Here is a 15,806-nt window from a genome sequence, read left to right on the forward strand (position 1 = left end):
CGCTGACGAAACGGAAGAGGCACGGCTTCTTCCGTTTCTTTTTGTTGGAGTCTTGCTATGTCTTACCACTGGAACTGGGGCATCTTTCTGAGTCCCGTTTCGACGGGCGAGCCGGCCACCTACCTCGGCTGGCTGATGTCGGGGTTCTGGGTGACGATCAAGGTATCGCTCGTCGCGTGGGTGATCGCGCTGATCGTCGGCTCGCTGTTCGGCGTGCTGCGCACCGTCCCGAACAAATGGCTGTCCGCGCTCGGCACGCTGTACGTGTCGATCTTCCGGAACATCCCGCTGATCGTGCAGTTCTTCATCTGGTACTTCGTGATCCCGGAGCTGCTGCCGAAGGCGATCGGCGACTGGATCAAGCAGCTGCCGCCCGGCACGCAGTTCTTCACCGCCTCGATCGTCTGCCTGGGCCTGTTCACCGGCGCGCGCGTCTGCGAGCAGGTGCGCTCGGGCATCAATGCGCTGCCCAAGGGCCAGCGCGCGGCCGGTCTCGCGATGGGCTTCACGCAATGGCAGACCTACCGGTACGTGCTGTTGCCGGTGGCCTACCGGATCATCGTGCCGCCGCTGACGTCGGAATTCCTGAATATCTTCAAGAATTCGGCGGTCGCGTCGACGATCGGCCTGCTCGACCTGTCCGCGCAGGCGCGGCAGCTCGTCGACTACACCGCGCAGACCTATGAGTCGTTCATCGCGGTGACGCTCGCGTACGTGGTCATCAACCTGGTCGTCATGACGCTGATGCGCTGGATCGAAAGCCGCTCGCGTCTGCCCGGCTACATCGGAGGCAAATGATGCATCAGTTCGACTGGAGTAGTATCCCCGGCGCGCTGCCTACCCTGTGGACGGGCGCCGTGGTGACCTTCAAGATCACGGTGCTCGCGATCGTGATCGGGATTCTGTGGGGCACGCTGCTCGCGCTGATGCGGCTGTCGGGCGTCAAGCCGCTGCAGTGGTTCGCGCAGGGCTACGTCACGGTGTTCCGCTCGATCCCGCTCGTGATGGTGCTGCTGTGGTTCTTCCTGATCGTGCCGCAGGTGCTGCAGGGCGTGCTCGGTCTCGCGCCGACCGCCGACATCCGGCTCGTGTCCGCGATGGTCGCGTTCTCGCTGTTCGAGGCCGCGTACTATTCGGAAATCATCCGCGCCGGGATCCAGGCGGTGCCGCGCGGCCAGGTGAACGCGTCGTTCGCGCTCGGCATGAACTACGCGCAGGCGATGCGCCTCGTGATCCTGCCGCAGGCGTTTCGCGCGATGGTGCCGCTCCTGCTCACGCAGGCGATCGTGCTGTTCCAGGACACCTCGCTCGTGTACGTGATCAGTCTCGCGGACTTCTTCCGCACGGCCGCCAACATCGGCGACCGCGACGGCACCAACATCGAGATGATCCTGTTCGCCGGCGCCTGCTATTTCGTGGTGTGCGTGATGGCTTCCGCATTGGTCAAAGGTCTCCAGAAAAAGGTCACAAGATGATTTCCATTAAGAACGTGTCGAAGTGGTACGGCCAGTTTCAGGTGCTGACCGATTGCACGACGGAAGTGAAGAAGGGCGAGGTGGTCGTGGTGTGCGGTCCGTCGGGGTCCGGCAAGTCGACGCTGATCAAGACGGTCAACGGTCTCGAACCGTTCCAGCAGGGCGAGATCCTGGTCGACGGCCAGTCGGTCGGCGATCGCAAGACCAACCTGTCGAAGCTGCGCTCGAAGGTCGGCATGGTGTTCCAGCATTTCGAGCTGTTCCCGCACCTGTCGATCACCGAGAACCTCACGCTCGCGCAGATCAAGGTGCTCGGCCGCAGCAAGGACGAGGCGAACGACAAGGGCCTCAAGCTGCTCGATCGCGTCGGCCTGAAGGCGCACGCGCACAAGTATCCGGGGCAGCTGTCGGGCGGCCAGCAGCAGCGTGTCGCGATCGCGCGCGCGCTGTCGATGGACCCGATCGCGATGCTGTTCGACGAGCCGACCTCGGCGCTCGATCCCGAGATGATCAACGAGGTGCTCGACGTGATGGTCGAGCTGGCGCAGGAAGGCATGACGATGATGTGCGTGACCCACGAGATGGGCTTCGCGCGCAAGGTCGCCCATCGCGTGATCTTCATGGACAAGGGCGCGATCGTCGAGGACGACCGCAAGGAAGACTTCTTCGCGAATCCGAAATCGGACCGCGCGAAGGACTTCCTCGCGAAGATCCTGCACTGAACATCGGGTGCGCCGCCGCTTCGCGCGGCGGCCCAAGCGCCTGAAGCCTGAATGAAAAACGCCCGGCTTGCCGGGCGTTTGGCGTTGGAGCGGGGCGCGCTCAGTCGCCGAGCGTGTCGTCGGCCAGCTCGATCACGGGCAGCGGCGCCGCGCGGCACGGCGCCGACGCGGAAGGATCGAGCGTGGGATTGCGCAGCTTTTCCAGCACGATCTCGGGCACCGGGAGACGCGTCTTCGCGGCGACCTCGCCGCACTGGAACATCAGCAGCTCGCCGGGCTCGAACGCGGTCCAGACCTCGTCGTCGGTGAGCGGCTGCGTGGCGATCACGGCGACCCGGTCTTCCGGCGTGGTGTACTTCGCGAAGTCGATCGACAGGTCTTCGTCGATCAGGTGCGCGGTCGAGAACGGCCAGCGCCGCACGAGATAGTGCAGGCGCGTCGAGCAGTGCGCGAACAGCGCCTGGCCGTTCGACATCAGGAAATTGAACACGCCGTGCGCGGTGATGTCCGCCGCCAGCTCGCCGACCCGCTCGAACAGCTCGGGCAGCGGCGGCTGCGCACCGGGGAAGGTGCTGCGCAGCCCGTGCATGAGCGCGCAGAACGCGGCTTCGCTGTCGGTGTTGCCGACCGGCTGGTAGACGCTGCCCGAGAGGTCGGGCGCGTAGTGCGGCAGGTCGCCGTTGTGCGCGAAGATCCAGTGCCGCCCCCACAGCTCGCGCAGGAACGGGTGGCTGTTCTCGAGCAGGATGCGCCCTTGAGTCGCCTTGCGGATGTGCGCGATGGTGTTCTTCGACTTGATCGGATAGCGCTTCACCATCTCGGCGATCGGCGAGGTGGCGGACGCCTGGTGATCGATGAACAGCCGGCAGGCCTTGTCCTCGAAGAACGCGATCCCCCAGCCGTCGGCGTGGTGGTCGGTGAGCCCGCCGCGGGCCGCGAAGCCGGTGAACGAGAACGTGACGTCCGTCGGCTCGGCGCAGTTCATTCCGAAGAGTTGGCACATGTTGCTGGAGCAGCGGAGCTGGCAAGGGAACAGACCGGGCGGACCCGGTACAATGACGGCTTCAAGCATATCACCTAGCCCTGAGCGGCAAAAAGCGGAATCCGCGCGTACGCGGCCCCGTGTTGCGGTTTGCCGTCACCGGGCGCCGCGCCGGCGTTCCGCCGCAGCCGCCGCCATCCTCACGATGCCCGCCATGACCGCTTCGAACGCCTCTTCCCCCGCTTCGCTCACGCTCGCCCGCCCCGACGACTGGCACCTGCACGTCCGCGACGGCGACATGCTGGGCGCGGTGCTGCCGCATACGGCCCGCCAGTTCGGCCGCGCGATCATCATGCCGAACCTGAAGCCGCCCGTGACGACCACCGAGCAGGCGCGCGCGTACCGTGGGCGGATTCTCGCCGCGCTGCCGGCGGGCATGACGTTCGAGCCGCTGATGACGCTCTACCTGACCGACAACACGCCGCCCGACGAGATCCGCCGCGCGCGCGAGAGCGGTTTCGTGCATGGCGTGAAGCTGTATCCGGCGGGGGCGACGACCAACTCCGACGCGGGCGTCACCGACCTGCTCGGGCGCTGCGCGAAGACGCTCGAGACGATGCAGGAAGTCGGCATGCCGCTCCTCGTGCACGGCGAGGTCACCGACGCGGCGATCGACCTGTTCGACCGCGAGAAGGTGTTCATCGACCAGGTGATGACGCCGCTGCGCCGCGCGTTCCCGGCGCTGAAGGTGGTGTTCGAGCACATCACGACGAAGGACGCGGCCGACTACGTGCGCGACGCCGACGCGGCGCCGGGCCTGCTGGGCGCGACGATCACCGCGCATCACCTGCTGTACAACCGCAACGCGCTCTTCGTCGGCGGGATCCGGCCGCATTACTACTGCCTGCCGGTGCTCAAGCGCGAGACCCACCGCGTCGCGCTGGTCGAGGCGGCGACCTCGGGCAATCCGCGCTTTTTCCTCGGCACCGACAGCGCGCCGCACGCGAAGGACGCGAAGGAGACCGCATGCGGCTGCGCGGGCTGCTACACGGCGCTGCACGCGCTCGAACTGTACGCGGAAGCGTTCGATCAGGTGGGCGCGCTCGGCCGGCTGGAGGGTTTCGCGAGCTTCTTCGGCGCCGATTTCTACGGCCTGCCGCGCAGCGCCGAGACCGTCACGCTCCAGCGCGAGACCTGGGAGCTGCCGCGCGAGATCTACGCGGGCGACACGCCCGTGGTGCCGCTGCGCGGCGGCGAGCCGATCGGCTGGCGACTCGCGTGAGCGGGCCCGGGCCGGCGCGCGGCGCGTCAGCCGGCCGGGCCGGCGAGGCGTCGGACGGCGGCGCGGCATTTGCGCGGATCGACTGGTCCGCGCGCTGGCTGGCGAGCTTGGCCGAACCCGGGCGGCGCTGGCAGGCGGCCGCGGAGCACGGTGACGCCGCGTTTGTCGCGGCGCTCGATGCGCACGCCTCTGCCGCGCCCGTGCCGACCGGCCGGGGCCGGCCGCTGCGCTTCGTCGCACAGGCGGCGCTGCCCGCGGGCGTCGCCTACGAAACCCACATCGCCGCGACAGGCGAGGTACCGACCCGGCACAACCTGCACGATTTCTTCAATGCGCTGGTCTGGTGCGCGTATCCGCGCATCAAGGCCGCGCTCAACGCGCGCCAGGCCGCGGCGATCGATGCGCTGGGGGTGGGCGCGGTGCGCGGCGGCGTGCGTGATGCCCTGACCCTGCTCGACGAGAGCGGGGCAGTGTTCGCCACCGCCGATCCGGCGCTCGCCGCCGCGCTGCGCGGTTTCGACTGGCCCGCGCTGATGCTGGCCGGGCGCGCCGCGTGGGGGCGCCGCTGCGAAGCGCGGCTCGTCGGGCATGCGCTGTTCGAGAAACTGGTCGACCCTTACAAGGCTTGCACCGCGCACGCGTGGATCGTCGAGGTGCCCGCCGTCTATTTTGATTGGCCGGACGACGCGCGCCGGGCCTGGCTCGACGCGACGCTGGCGGAGCGCCTCGCGGCGCGGCTGGCCGACGCCGCGTCGGCCAGCCGCGGCTTCTCGCCGTTGCCGGTGCTGGGCGTGCCGGGCTGGTGGCCGGAGAACGAGGATCCGGCGTTTTACGCGGATCCGCGCGTGTTTCGCGCGGGCCGCCGACGAGCGGACTGACGGCGGCGCGCGCGGCGGTGCTAGAATGACGGCCGCAAAGCGGGCCAGGCAGTCGCGGCTTCGCCGGTTCGCGCCGGCGGGGGCGAGGAAAGTCCGGACTCCACCAGGGCAGGGTGATGGCTAACGGCCATCCGTGGCGACACGCGGAACAGGGCAACAGAAAGCAAACCGCCGATGGCCCGGCGCAAGCCGGGATCAGGTAAGGGTGAAACGGTGCGGTAAGAGCGCACCGCGGCTGCGGCGACGCAGACCGGCACGGTAACCTCCACCCGGAGCAATTCCAAGTAGGCAGGCGCGCATCCTCGGATGCAGGACGGTGCCCCCGTCTCGTCTGCGGGTAGGAAGCTTGAGCGCGTCAGCAATGGCGCGCCTAGAGGAATGGCTGCCACGCGCCGCGCGTCTTCGGATGCGCGGCGCGCACAGAATCCGGCTTATCGGCCCGCTTTGCCGCTCCGATCAAGAACAAAGGCCCGCGCCGAACCGGCGCGGGCCTTTTTCGTTCCGGCCGTGCGTGGGCGTCAGACCGCGACGATCTCGAACGAGTGGGTGAGTTCGGCCGTCTTCGCCAGCATGATCGACGCCGAGCAGTACTTGTCGTGCGACAGGTTGATCGCACGCTCGACGGTCGCGGGGTTCAGGTTGCGGCCCGTCACCGTGAAGTGGAAATGGACCTGCGTGAAGACCTTCGGATCTTCGCTCGCGCGCTCGGCCTTGAGCGCGACCGTGCAGCCGACCACTTCCTGACGGCTTTTCTTGAGGATCAGCACGACGTCGTACGCGGTGCAGCCGCCCGTGCCGAGCAGCACCATTTCCATCGGGCGCGGTGCGAGGTTGTGGCCGCCGCCTTCGGGCGCGCCGTCCATCGTGACGAGGTGGCCGCTGCCGGTCTCGGCGGCGAACGACATGCCGTCCTGCCCCATCCAGCTGACTTTGCATTCCATGCTTGTGCTCCAGCGTTGCCTGATTCAATAGCGAACCGGCATTGTAGCCCGCCGCGCCGGACCCGGCTGATGCGGCGCATGATGCCGCGCGGCGGATACGGGGCGCGCGACGATTCGACCCGCAAATCCGCATCGGCTTTAGGGGTTTCCCTCTAGTCAAGCAAGCGAATTGATTCGGTCGATGATGCTATGCAATTGATTCGTAAAGAAAAATCTCAATTCGAGACATATGTCTCGAAATTTCATATTGTGATGTGATGTTTCGTAATGCAGTTTTTCTTGTGTGGGCGAGGGCGGGTTCGTATAATCAGACTCATTGGTTGTCGCGGTGCGGCAACCTCCGCATGTCTCCTCCACCCTCCTCCTTTGGTGGATTAAGCCCGAACAAATGGTTCGGGCTTTTTTTCGTCCCATGCAAGCCCGGACATGCCCGCGCGGCGGCCCCCGCCGCGTTCCAAGCGAAAATTTTGACCGGGTACCCCGAATTCCTTTATAATTCAGGGTTTTCCGCATTCATGCCCGCGGGAAGAAACCAGGGAGAGCCTGCACCGCGCCTTGAAGCGCACATAGCCAAGCAGGAAAAAATACAGGGCACTGAGCATTTCATTTTTGGATCGATCATGAAGACGTTTTCCGCAAAAGCCCATGAGGTGACGCGTGAATGGTACGTGATTGACGCGACGGATAAGGTTCTCGGACGTGTCGCCAGCGAAGTGGCACGCCGTCTGCGCGGCAAGCACAAGCCCGAGTTCACCCCGCACGTCGACACCGGTGATTTCATCATCGTTATCAACGCGAGCAAGCTGAAGGTCACGGGCAACAAGACGCTGGACAAGAAGTACTACCGTCACTCGGGCTACCCGGGCGGTATCTATGAAACGACGTTCGGCAAGATGCAAGAACGCTTCCCGGGCCGCGCGCTCGAGAAGGCGGTCAAGGGCATGCTGCCGAAGGGCCCGCTCGGCTACGCAATGATCAAGAAGCTGAAGGTCTACGCTGAAGCCACGCATCCGCATTCGGCCCAACAGCCGAAGGCGCTCGAGATCTAAGGGGAGCCCACATGATCGGTAACTGGAACTACGGTACGGGCCGCCGCAAGAGCGCAGTCGCTCGTGTCTTCATCAAGGCAGGCAAGGGCGATATCATCGTCAACGGCAAGCCCATCGCTGACTACTTCTCGCGCGAAACGTCGCTGATGATCGTGCGTCAACCGCTGGAACTCACGAACCACGGCCAGACGTTCGACATCAAGGTGAACGTGACGGGCGGCGGCGAAACGGGTCAGGCAGGCGCAGTGCGCCACGGCATCACCCGTGCGCTGATCGACTACGACGCGACCCTGAAGCCGACCCTGTCGAGCGCAGGCTTCGTCACGCGCGATGCGCGTGAAGTCGAGCGTAAGAAGGTTGGTCTGCGCAAGGCACGCCGCGCGAAGCAGTTCTCGAAGCGTTAAGCATTACCGGCCGCTCCGCCTGGCGGAGCCCGGCCGCGAAAAACCGCCAGTGTCCGCACTGGCGGTTTTTTTATGGGCGCGTGGATGATCGCGGCCGGCCCTGGATAGGCCGCCCGGGCGCGTGGGTTTTCCACGGAGTTTCCCCAGGTCTGCTACCATGAGCCGGTTAATTGCCGTTTATTTGCTCGAGATCATGCGGCGCGACTGCCGGTGTGCACGTCCTCCGCTTCGGGCAAGGCCGGCCAAGGCTATTGGAGAGTTCGAATGAACGCAGTCACCGAATCCCCCGTGACGACTGAAATGCCGGTTCCGTTCGTCTTCACCGACGCGGCTGCCGACAAGGTCAAGCAACTGATCGAAGAAGAAGGCAATCCCGAGCTGAAGCTCCGCGTGTTCGTGCAAGGCGGCGGCTGCTCGGGCTTCCAGTATGGGTTCACGTTCGACGAAGAGGTCAACGAGGACGACACCGTGATGGACAAGAACGGCGTCCAGCTCCTGATCGATTCGATGAGCTACCAGTATCTGGTGGGCGCCGAGATCGACTACAAGGACGATCTCAACGGCGCGCAATTCGTGATCAAGAATCCGAACGCATCGACCACCTGCGGCTGCGGGTCGTCGTTCTCGGTCTGATCCCGAACTAGCGGAAGCATCTGGCTGAAAGCCGCCCGGTCGCCGACCGGGCGGCTTTTTGTTTTTCCGACCCGACCCGACCTGGCGGGGCTGTGCGACCCGGACTCGCGGATGGGTCCCGCGCGCGGCCGCGCTCAGCGCGGATACAGCGCGCCCAGCACCCGCTCGCCCGCCGCGCCCGTGACCGTCGCGAGGTTGCCCGGCGCGCGCGCGTTGAAGCGGTGCGCGAGCCAGGCGAACGCCAGCGCCTCGACCTGCTGCGGCGGCACGCCGAGCGCGGCCGTGGTGGCGACGCTCGCGCGGCTGCCGTGGCCCGCGAGCGCCGCGCCGAGCGCGTCGAGCAGCACCGGGTTGCGCGCGCCGCCGCCGCATGCGAACACCCGCGTGCAGTCGGGCGCATGCCGCGCCACGTCGCGCGCAACCGTGACGGCGGTCAGCGCGACGAGCGTCGCCTGCACGTCCTCCGGCGCGAGCGCCGCGAAGCCCGCGAGCTTCGCATCGAGCCATTCAGGATTGAACAGGTCGCGGCCGGTGCTTTTCGGCGGCGGCAGGCGGAAGTAGGGTTCGTCGAGCAGCGCGTCGAGCAGCGTGTCGTGCGCCTTGCCGCGCGCGGCGAAGCGGCCGTCGTCGTCGTAGGGCTTGTTCAGGTGGCGATGCACCCAGGCGTCGAGCAGCGCGTTGGCCGGCCCGCAGTCGAAGCCGTGCACCGGCGCGTCCGCGCGGGCGGGCAGGATCGTGATGTTGCTGATGCCGCCCAGGTTGCAGACCACCCGCGTCTCGCCGGGCGCGCCGAACACGGTCGCGTGGAAGCCGGGCGCAAGCGGCGCGCCCTGGCCGCCCGCCGCGACGTCGCGGCTGCGGAAGTCCGCGATCACGTCGACGCGCGTGAGTTCGGCGAGCAGGGCCGGATTGTTGATCTGCCGCGTATAGCCGCGCTCCGGGCGATGCCGCACGGTCTGCCCGTGCACGCCGATCGCGCGGACGTGGTCCGGCGCGAGCCGGGCGCTGCGCAGCAGTTCGTGACAGCACACCGCATAGCGCGCGGCGAGCCCGTTCGCGGCGAGCGCCTCGCGCTCGATCTCGTTGTCGCCCGGCTGCTGCAGCGCGAACAGCGCCTCGCGCAGCGTGTCGGCGAAGCCGACGAACGCCTCCGCGAGCACGACGGGCGGCTTGCCGGTCTCGAAACGGGCGGCGATGCCGTCGACGCCGTCCATGCTGGTGCCCGACATCAGGCCGAAGTACACGCCATCCGCGGGATGGCCGGGTTGCGTGCGTTGTGGCGCCACGGGTTCGCTCCGTCAGGTCGGGGTTGGGGCGCCGGCCAGGGTCCGCCGGCGTCATCGCGCCTGATTATCCGCGCAAGCGCGCGCGCCGTTAAGCCCATTGAACGGCTCGCGCGCAACTTATGGGAAAATCGCTCTTTTCGCGACATTCTCCCTTCCGCACCGATGAGCACCGAACCCACCGCCCAGCCCGCTTTCCCGATCACCGACGAAGTCCGGCATGCGCTCGCCGTCACGAAGCGCGGCGTCGACGAGCTGCTGGTCGAGGAGGAATTCGCGCAGAAGCTCGCGAAGAGCGCGGCCACCGGCACGCCGCTGCGCATCAAGCTCGGCCTCGATCCGACCGCGCCCGACATCCACCTCGGCCATACCGTCGTGCTGAACAAGATGCGTCAGCTGCAGGACCTCGGCCACACGGTGATCTTCCTGATCGGCGATTTCACGTCGCTGATCGGCGACCCGTCGGGCCGCAATGCGACCCGTCCGCCCCTCACGCGCGAGCAGATCGAGAGCAACGCGAAGACCTATTTCGAGCAGGCCGCGCTCGTGCTCGACCGCGACAAGACCGAGATCCGCTACAACAGCGAGTGGTCGCTGCCGCTCGGCGCGGACGGCATGATCAAGCTCGCGTCGCGTTACACGGTCGCGCGGATCCTCGAGCGCGAGGACTTCACGAAGCGCTTCCAGGGCGGCGTGCCGATCTCGATCCACGAGTTCCTGTACCCGCTCATGCAGGGCTACGATTCGGTCGCGCTCAATGCCGACCTCGAACTCGGCGGCACCGACCAGAAGTTCAACCTGCTGGTCGGCCGTGAACTGCAGAAGCAGTACGGGCAGGATCAGCAGTGCATCCTGACGATGCCGCTGCTCGAAGGCCTCGACGGCGTCGAGAAGATGTCGAAGTCGAAGGGCAACTACATCGGCATCAGCGAGAAGCCGACCGAGATGTTCGGCAAGCTGATGAGCATCTCCGACACGCTCATGTGGCGCTACTTCGAGCTGCTGTCGTTCCGCAGCCTCGAGGAGATCGCGCAGTTCCGCGGCGAGACCGAGGGCGGCCGCAATCCGCGCGACTTCAAGGTGCTGCTCGCGCAGGAGATCGTCACGCGCTTCCATTCGCAGGCCGGCGCCGAGCGCGCGCTGGAGGATTTCAATCACCGCGCGAAGGGCGGCGTGCCGGACGACATCCCGGCCGTCGCGCTCGCGGGCGCGCCGCTCGCGATCGGCCAGCTGCTGAAGCAGGCGGGGCTCGTGCCGTCGACCAGCGAGGCGCTGCGCAACATCGAGCAGGGCGGCGTGAAGATCGACGGTGCGACCGTGTCCGACAAGGGGCTCAAGGTCGAGGCCGGCGAATTCGTCGTGCAGGTCGGCAAGCGCCGCTTCGCGCGCGTGACGCTGAGCGCATGACGGCCCGCGCCACGCACCGCGCCTGTCCGGCGGGGGCGCGATGATCGCATTGATCCAGCGGGTCCGGCGCGCCGACGTGCGGGTCGGCGAGCGGGTGACGGGCGAGATCGGCCCCGGGCTGCTCGCGCTCGTCTGCGCGGAGCGCGGCGACACCGAGGCGGCGGCCGACAAGCTGCTCGCCAAGGTGCTCGGCTACCGCGTATTCAGCGACGCGGCGGGCAAGATGAACCTGTCCGTGTCGAATCTCGACGGCGAAGGCCGCGCGGGCGGCCTGCTGCTCGTGTCGCAGTTCACGCTCGCGGCCGACACCCAGAGCGGCCTGCGGCCGAGCTTCACGCCGGCCGCGCCGCCCGACGAGGGGCAGCGCCTGTTCGACCACTTCGTGCGCGCGGCGCGCGAGCGGCACCCGATCGTCGCGACCGGCGAATTCGGCGCGGACATGCAGGTGTCGCTCGTCAACGACGGCCCCGTGACGTTCTGGCTCCAGACCAAGCCCTGACTTCGACCGACGCGATGACGACAACCGAAATCCTGTTCATCCGGCACGGCGAGACCGCGTGGAATCAAATCAAGCGGATCCAGGGCCATATCGATATCGCGCTCGCCGACAGCGGCGTCGCGCAGGCGCGGCAACTCGCGGCGCGGCTCGCTCGCGAGGCGCGCGACGGATTGCGCATCGATGCGATCTATTCGAGCGACCTGCAGCGCGCGCAGCAGACCGCGCAGCCGATCGCGGACGCGCTCGGCCTGCCGCTGCACCTGCGCGATGGGCTGCGCGAGCGCGCATACGGCGTGTTCCAGGGGCATGACAGCGCCCAGATCGAGGCGCGCTTTCCGGACGCCTATGCGCACTGGCAGACCCGCGACCCCGGCTTCGCGCCCGAGGGCGGCGAATCGCAGCGGGCGTTCTATCACCGCGTGCTGCATGCATTGGAGCCGATCGTCGCCGCGCATCCGGGCGGCCGCATCGCCTGCGTCGCGCACGGCGGCGTGCTCGACTGCGTGTATCGCTACGCGACCGGTCTCGAACTGGCCGCGCCGCGCCAGTACGTGCTGCTCAACACGAGCATCAACGTGGTCGAGTTCGAGGCGGGCGCGGCGCGCGTGGTGCGCTGGGCCGACATCGATCACCTGAGCGGGACGAGCGACGACGACGGCTACCGCAAGGTGCTGTAAGCGGATGTGGAGCGCGGCTCGATCGGGCCCGCCCCGTCTCCATCTCAGCGCAGGCCGTGACGCGCCTTGTAGTCGAGCGCGTAGGCGAGCTTGCCGGGCTTGTCCGCATCGATGGGCTGGCGCAGCTTGTCGAACTCCCCCTTGCTGTATTTCCTGCCGGCATTGAGCGCGTCGAGGCGGCCCAGGTCGGCGCCCGTCTTGCCGTCGATGATCGGATCGGTGGCCGCGACCATCCGCGTCGAGGCGTTCCAGACTGCGTTCAGGTAGCCCGCATCCGCTTTCGCCGGATCGGGATCGGTCGCGCCGGCGCGCGCCAGGTCGTAGCGCGCGAGGTCGAAGCCCGCCGGCTTCCGGCGCAGCCAGTCGGCCCAGTAGAACTCCAGGTAGTCGGTGGCCTGCGCCGGCTTGCTGTAGCCGATGTCGCGCGTGAAATAGACGAGCGCGCGGAACCGGTCGTCCTGCATCCCGTGTTTCAGCCCGAGTCCGGCCGGCAGCTGCGCCGCGCTGATCGGCCGTCCCTCGCCGTCCTTCAGGCGCGTGTAGCCGCGGCTCTGCATCTGCTGCCAGAACGCGGCGCCCGAGTAATCGCTGAGGTTGTCCTTCACCACCACGTGCACGTGCAGCGCGGCGCCGCCGTCGGGCGTCTCGTAGTAGGTCGACAGCCCGTGATGGCCGTCCGTCACGTACAACGTGTCGCCGTTCGGCCCGATCACCACCGGATTCAGCACGCTGCGGTCGCGCGCGGCCGGATCCGTGGTCGTGCAGGCATAGCTGGTCGGGTCGCCGAGCCGCGAGCGCGGGCCCGAGCCGTTCGGCGCGAGGCCGCCGAGCCCTTCGTCCGCACAGAAGTCGTCGAATTTCTTGTCCGGCTGCAGTTCGTAGCGGCCGAGCTTGTAATAGATCTGGTCGTAGCCGAGCGCGCCCTGGGTCGGATGCAGGTCGCCCAGGGTGATGTCGAGCAGTTCGCCCGTGCGCACGGCGCGCCATTTGCCGGGCGCAGGCGTGGCGGGCGGCGCCGGTTCGGCCGCGATGGGCGTGCTCGCGCCCGGCGCGGGGGCGGCCCCGCGCAGATCCAGGGCGACGGGCGCGGTGCCGTCGCCGCCGCAGGCGGCGAGCAGCGTGAGCAGGCCGGCGGCGGTTAGGCGGGCGAACGGGGTCGGCATCGGGCAGGCGCTCCGGAACGAGAGGGCGATGGGCGCGGCAAGCGCGCCCGCTGATGCGTCAGCTTAGCGAATTCGTATGACAGCCGGTTGAAAGTATTGCCGGCGCGCGGCTCAGCGCTGATCCGGATCGGCGGGGGCGGCCGCGCGCCGGCGCGCGCGCTTCGACGCGCCGTTGACGAGCGCCCAGCGCAGCACCGGCGCGACGGCGCGCACGCTGGGCCGCACCAGCGCGCGGCGCAGCGGCGCGAACGTGGCGACGCCGAGCATCTGCTGCGCCCAGGGCGGCAGCAGGTCGAGGCCGGCGTTCAGGATCAGCGACGCGGCCGGGCGCAGCGCGGGCCTCGGCACGGGCGCGTCGAACAGCACGCGGATCACTTCATGGGTGCGCTCGCTCGCGACCAGCTCGGTGCGCATCGCGCCGAAATAGGCGGCGACTTCCGCGCGCGACGCGGGCACCACGGTCGCGCCGAGCAGCTGCGCGATCCGGGCCGTCTCGGCGTAGTAGCGGTCCTGTTCGGCGCCCGGCAGGCGTGGGTTCACGTAGCGCAGGTGCGCGGCCAGGAAGCTCGACACTTCCGCGACGTGCACCCAGGTCAGCAGGGCCGGGTCGCTCGCGCGGTAGGCGCGCCCGTCCGGGGCGACGCCCGTCACGCCCGCGTGGATCGCGCGGACCCGCTCGATCAGCCGCAGCGCGTCGGCGCGGCTGCCGAACGTGGTGCCGGCGATGAAGGTGGAGGTGCGCCGCAGCCGGCCGAGAATATCGGTGCGAAACGTGGAATGGTCCCACACGCCGGCGAGTGCGAGCGGATGCAGCGCCTGCAGCAGCAGCGCCGAGATGCCGCCCGCCATCATCGAGGTGAAATCGGCATGGACCTTCCAGCACACCGCGTCCGGCCCGAACAGGCCCGGATCGCCTGGCGGAGAGGCAAAGTCGAGGGTCGGGCCGCCGCCGCCCGACGTCAGGTGCGTGATGCCGCCCGCGATGCGGGCGCGCAGGCGGGCGAGGCGGGGCGCCTGCGCGGAAGGGGTATCGGGCGAGGCGGACATCGGTGCGGCGGGCGTCGGTCGGATCAGCGCGGCGGATCCGACGTGTCCCACATGCCGCGCACCGGGCTGGCCGCGTCCGGCGCCGCGAGCCCGAAGTGGCGGTAGGTGAGCAGCGTCGCGACGCGGCCGCGCGGCGTGCGCTGCAGGAAGCCCTGCTGGATCAGGTACGGTTCGAGCACGTCCTCGATCGTGTCGCGCTCCTCGCCGATCGCGGCGGCGAGGTTGTCGACGCCTACCGGGCCGCCGTCGAACTTGTACAGGATCGCTTCGAGCAGCTTACGGTCCATCAGGTCGAAGCCGACCGGGTCGACGTCGAGCATCGCGAGCGCGGCGTCCGCGACCGCGGCGGTGATGTTGCCGTCCGCCTTCACCTCCGCGTAGTCGCGCACGCGGCGCAACAGGCGGTTCGCGATCCGCGGCGTGCCGCGCGAGCGCTTGGCGATCTCGAGCGCGCCGCTCGGGTCGATCTGCGCGTTCAGCAGCGAGGCGGAGCGGCGCACGATGCGCGCCAGTTGCTCCGCGTCGTAGAACTCGAGGCGCGCGACGATCCCGAAGCGGTCGCGCAGCGGGTTCGTGAGCATCCCGGCGCGGGTGGTCGCGCCGACCAGCGTGAACGGCTGCAGGTCGAGCTTCACGCTGCGCGCGGCCGGCCCCTCGCCGATCATGATGTCGATCTGGTAGTCCTCGAGCGCCGGATACAGGATTTCCTCGACGACCGGCGAGAGCCGATGGATTTCGTCGATGAACAGCACGTCGTTGGCTTCGAGGTTGGTGAGCAGCGCGGCGAGGTCGCCCGCGCGTTCGAGCACCGGGCCGGAGGTCTGACGCAGGCTCACGCCCATCTCGCGCGCGATGATGTGCGCGAGCGTGGTCTTGCCGAGGCCGGGCGGCCCGAACAACAGCACGTGGTCGAGCGCTTCCGAGCGGCGCTTGGCCGCCTCGATGAAGATTTCGAGCTGGCCGCGCACCTTTTCCTGGCCGACGTATTCGTCGAGCTGGCGCGGTCGCAGCGCGCGTTCGAACGCTTCCTCGTGCGACGAGGCGGGCGTGGCGGCAATGATCCGCTCGGCGGCGAGTTTGTCGGTTTCGATCATGCGGGCATTGTACCGCGCGCCGGTCGCGCGGCCCGCATGCGCCACCGGGGTGTGGCGCGCTTCGGGGCGGCGGGCGGGGCGATCGTCCGGGCCGTGCTTCGTGCGGTGGAGGCGTGCCCGGCGGACCGGAGAGAGGCCGGCACGGGCAAGGCGGACCGGAAGCGAGGCGGATCGAGGTGAGGCGGACTGAGGCGGCCTGATCAAGGCAAGGCGGACCGAGGCAAGGCGGATCGAGGCAAGGCAGACCGGGGCAAGGCGGGCCGAGGCAAG

Annotated in this window: 17 protein-coding genes and 1 other RNA gene; 12 read left to right on the top strand and 6 right to left on the bottom strand. The window is 68.3% G+C overall.

The genetic code is table 11. The annotated features are described in order from the left end of the window. Window positions 1-57 precede the first annotated feature (57 nt). The 3 genes from AC1RQF_RS12800 to AC1RQF_RS12810 are packed head-to-tail and all read left to right on the top strand — an operon-like array spanning window position 58 to window position 2,197. Window positions 58-798 carry an amino acid ABC transporter permease gene (locus AC1RQF_RS12800; protein ID WP_274001163.1) on the top strand — a complete coding sequence of 247 codons (741 nt, stop codon included), beginning with the start codon at window positions 58-60 and terminating at the stop codon, window positions 796-798. Next, a complete protein-coding gene (gene gltK, locus AC1RQF_RS12805; RefSeq protein ID WP_274001165.1) occupies window positions 798-1,475 on the top strand; it encodes a glutamate/aspartate ABC transporter permease GltK in 678 nt (225 codons plus the stop codon). The genes AC1RQF_RS12800 and gltK overlap by 1 nt, the downstream gene beginning before the upstream one ends. Beyond that, complete coding sequence (locus tag AC1RQF_RS12810; protein ID WP_252982107.1) at window positions 1,472-2,197, top strand: amino acid ABC transporter ATP-binding protein; 726 nt, start codon at window positions 1,472-1,474, stop codon at window positions 2,195-2,197. The genes gltK and AC1RQF_RS12810 overlap by 4 nt, the downstream gene beginning before the upstream one ends. 100 nt (window positions 2,198-2,297) lie before the next feature. Here the strand turns inward: AC1RQF_RS12810 and AC1RQF_RS12815 are convergent, their stop codons facing one another. After that, window positions 2,298-3,200: a class II glutamine amidotransferase gene (locus tag AC1RQF_RS12815; protein ID WP_274001166.1), complete on the bottom strand. Its 903-nt coding sequence runs from the start codon at window positions 3,198-3,200 to the stop codon at window positions 2,298-2,300. 193 nt (window positions 3,201-3,393) lie between these two features. Between AC1RQF_RS12815 and pyrC the strand changes: the two genes are divergently transcribed. From pyrC to rnpB, 3 genes are all read left to right on the top strand, one after another. Further along, complete coding sequence (gene pyrC, locus AC1RQF_RS12820) at window positions 3,394-4,461, top strand: dihydroorotase (RefSeq protein WP_492872174.1); 1,068 nt, start codon at window positions 3,394-3,396, stop codon at window positions 4,459-4,461. Beyond that, window positions 4,458-5,339: a DUF3025 domain-containing protein gene (locus AC1RQF_RS12825; RefSeq protein ID WP_492872175.1), complete on the top strand. Its 882-nt coding sequence runs from the start codon at window positions 4,458-4,460 to the stop codon at window positions 5,337-5,339. Before pyrC ends, AC1RQF_RS12825 begins: the two co-directional genes overlap by 4 nt. 36 nt (window positions 5,340-5,375) lie before the next feature. Continuing rightward, window positions 5,376-5,789: RNase P RNA component class A (gene rnpB, locus AC1RQF_RS12830), an RNA gene on the top strand. A gap of 68 nt (window positions 5,790-5,857) precedes the next feature. Here rnpB and AC1RQF_RS12835 read toward each other — a convergent pair. Further along, a complete protein-coding gene (locus tag AC1RQF_RS12835) occupies window positions 5,858-6,280 on the bottom strand; it encodes an OsmC family protein (RefSeq protein ID WP_492872176.1) in 423 nt (140 codons plus the stop codon). A 620-nt stretch (window positions 6,281-6,900) separates the two neighbouring features. Between AC1RQF_RS12835 and rplM the strand changes: the two genes are divergently transcribed. The 3 genes from rplM to erpA all read left to right on the top strand — a co-directional run bounded on the left by rplM (window position 6,901) and on the right by erpA (window position 8,366). Beyond that, on the top strand, window positions 6,901-7,329 hold the full coding sequence (gene rplM, locus AC1RQF_RS12840) for a 50S ribosomal protein L13 (protein ID WP_004522094.1): 429 nt from the start codon (window positions 6,901-6,903) through the stop codon (window positions 7,327-7,329). 11 nt (window positions 7,330-7,340) lie between these two features. Next, on the top strand, window positions 7,341-7,733 hold the full coding sequence (gene rpsI, locus AC1RQF_RS12845; RefSeq protein WP_274001170.1) for a 30S ribosomal protein S9: 393 nt from the start codon (window positions 7,341-7,343) through the stop codon (window positions 7,731-7,733). Window positions 7,734-7,997: 264 nt separating this feature from the next. Next, complete coding sequence (gene erpA, locus AC1RQF_RS12850) at window positions 7,998-8,366, top strand: iron-sulfur cluster insertion protein ErpA (protein ID WP_252982101.1); 369 nt, start codon at window positions 7,998-8,000, stop codon at window positions 8,364-8,366. A 134-nt stretch (window positions 8,367-8,500) separates the two neighbouring features. On the opposite strand, the gene AC1RQF_RS12855 is transcribed toward erpA, so the two are convergent. Beyond that, window positions 8,501-9,652, bottom strand: a complete 1,152-nt coding sequence (locus AC1RQF_RS12855) for an anhydro-N-acetylmuramic acid kinase (protein WP_492872177.1) — start codon at window positions 9,650-9,652, stop codon at window positions 8,501-8,503. 162 nt (window positions 9,653-9,814) lie between these two features. Here AC1RQF_RS12855 and tyrS point away from each other — a divergent pair, with 162 nt between their 5' ends. Genes tyrS through AC1RQF_RS12870 form a run of 3 tightly spaced genes read left to right on the top strand, consistent with a single transcriptional unit; the run spans window position 9,815 to window position 12,232 of the window. After that, a complete protein-coding gene (gene tyrS, locus AC1RQF_RS12860; protein ID WP_274001173.1) occupies window positions 9,815-11,056 on the top strand; it encodes a tyrosine--tRNA ligase in 1,242 nt (413 codons plus the stop codon). 40 nt (window positions 11,057-11,096) lie between these two features. Next, window positions 11,097-11,555 carry a D-aminoacyl-tRNA deacylase gene (gene dtd, locus AC1RQF_RS12865; protein WP_492872178.1) on the top strand — a complete coding sequence of 153 codons (459 nt, stop codon included), beginning with the start codon at window positions 11,097-11,099 and terminating at the stop codon, window positions 11,553-11,555. A 14-nt stretch (window positions 11,556-11,569) separates the two neighbouring features. Then, the gene (locus tag AC1RQF_RS12870; protein WP_274001176.1) at window positions 11,570-12,232 is read left to right on the top strand and encodes a histidine phosphatase family protein; all 663 of its coding nucleotides are present in this window, start codon (window positions 11,570-11,572) and stop codon (window positions 12,230-12,232) included. Window positions 12,233-12,276: 44 nt separating this feature from the next. Here AC1RQF_RS12870 and AC1RQF_RS12875 read toward each other — a convergent pair whose 3' ends face one another. The 3 genes from AC1RQF_RS12875 to ruvB all read right to left on the bottom strand — a co-directional run bounded on the left by AC1RQF_RS12875 (window position 12,277) and on the right by ruvB (window position 15,536). Then, window positions 12,277-13,395 carry a ParB/Srx family N-terminal domain-containing protein gene (locus AC1RQF_RS12875; RefSeq protein ID WP_492872179.1) on the bottom strand — a complete coding sequence of 373 codons (1,119 nt, stop codon included), beginning with the start codon at window positions 13,393-13,395 and terminating at the stop codon, window positions 12,277-12,279. 111 nt (window positions 13,396-13,506) lie between these two features. Then, the gene (locus tag AC1RQF_RS12880) at window positions 13,507-14,442 is read right to left on the bottom strand and encodes an oxygenase MpaB family protein (RefSeq protein ID WP_492872180.1); all 936 of its coding nucleotides are present in this window, start codon (window positions 14,440-14,442) and stop codon (window positions 13,507-13,509) included. 23 nt (window positions 14,443-14,465) lie between these two features. After that, complete coding sequence (gene ruvB / locus AC1RQF_RS12885; RefSeq protein ID WP_274001182.1) at window positions 14,466-15,536, bottom strand: Holliday junction branch migration DNA helicase RuvB; 1,071 nt, start codon at window positions 15,534-15,536, stop codon at window positions 14,466-14,468. Between the last annotated feature and the right edge of the window lie 270 nt (window positions 15,537-15,806).

The organism is Burkholderia sp. GW821-FHT14F03 (assembly GCF_058803765.1).

What these genes read in the sequence shown, in the direction of transcription:
- AC1RQF_RS12800 (WP_274001163.1), top strand. Translation starts at nt 58, where the DNA reads ATGTCTTACCACTGGAACTGGGGCATCTTTCTGAGTCCCGTTTCGACG.
- gltK (WP_274001165.1), top strand. Translation starts at nt 798, where the DNA reads ATGCATCAGTTCGACTGGAGTAGTATCCCCGGCGCGCTGCCTACCCTG.
- AC1RQF_RS12810 (WP_252982107.1), top strand. Translation starts at nt 1,472, where the DNA reads ATGATTTCCATTAAGAACGTGTCGAAGTGGTACGGCCAGTTTCAGGTG.
- AC1RQF_RS12815 (WP_274001166.1), bottom strand. Translation starts at nt 3,200, where the DNA reads ATGTGCCAACTCTTCGGAATGAACTGCGCCGAGCCGACGGACGTCACG.
- pyrC (WP_492872174.1), top strand. Translation starts at nt 3,394, where the DNA reads ATGACCGCTTCGAACGCCTCTTCCCCCGCTTCGCTCACGCTCGCCCGC.
- AC1RQF_RS12835 (WP_492872176.1), bottom strand. Translation starts at nt 6,280, where the DNA reads ATGGAATGCAAAGTCAGCTGGATGGGGCAGGACGGCATGTCGTTCGCC.
- rplM (WP_004522094.1), top strand. Translation starts at nt 6,901, where the DNA reads ATGAAGACGTTTTCCGCAAAAGCCCATGAGGTGACGCGTGAATGGTAC.
- rpsI (WP_274001170.1), top strand. Translation starts at nt 7,341, where the DNA reads ATGATCGGTAACTGGAACTACGGTACGGGCCGCCGCAAGAGCGCAGTC.
- erpA (WP_252982101.1), top strand. Translation starts at nt 7,998, where the DNA reads ATGAACGCAGTCACCGAATCCCCCGTGACGACTGAAATGCCGGTTCCG.
- tyrS (WP_274001173.1), top strand. Translation starts at nt 9,815, where the DNA reads ATGAGCACCGAACCCACCGCCCAGCCCGCTTTCCCGATCACCGACGAA.
- dtd (WP_492872178.1), top strand. Translation starts at nt 11,097, where the DNA reads ATGATCGCATTGATCCAGCGGGTCCGGCGCGCCGACGTGCGGGTCGGC.
- AC1RQF_RS12870 (WP_274001176.1), top strand. Translation starts at nt 11,570, where the DNA reads ATGACGACAACCGAAATCCTGTTCATCCGGCACGGCGAGACCGCGTGG.
- AC1RQF_RS12875 (WP_492872179.1), bottom strand. Translation starts at nt 13,395, where the DNA reads ATGCCGACCCCGTTCGCCCGCCTAACCGCCGCCGGCCTGCTCACGCTG.
- AC1RQF_RS12880 (WP_492872180.1), bottom strand. Translation starts at nt 14,442, where the DNA reads ATGTCCGCCTCGCCCGATACCCCTTCCGCGCAGGCGCCCCGCCTCGCC.
- ruvB (WP_274001182.1), bottom strand. Translation starts at nt 15,536, where the DNA reads ATGATCGAAACCGACAAACTCGCCGCCGAGCGGATCATTGCCGCCACG.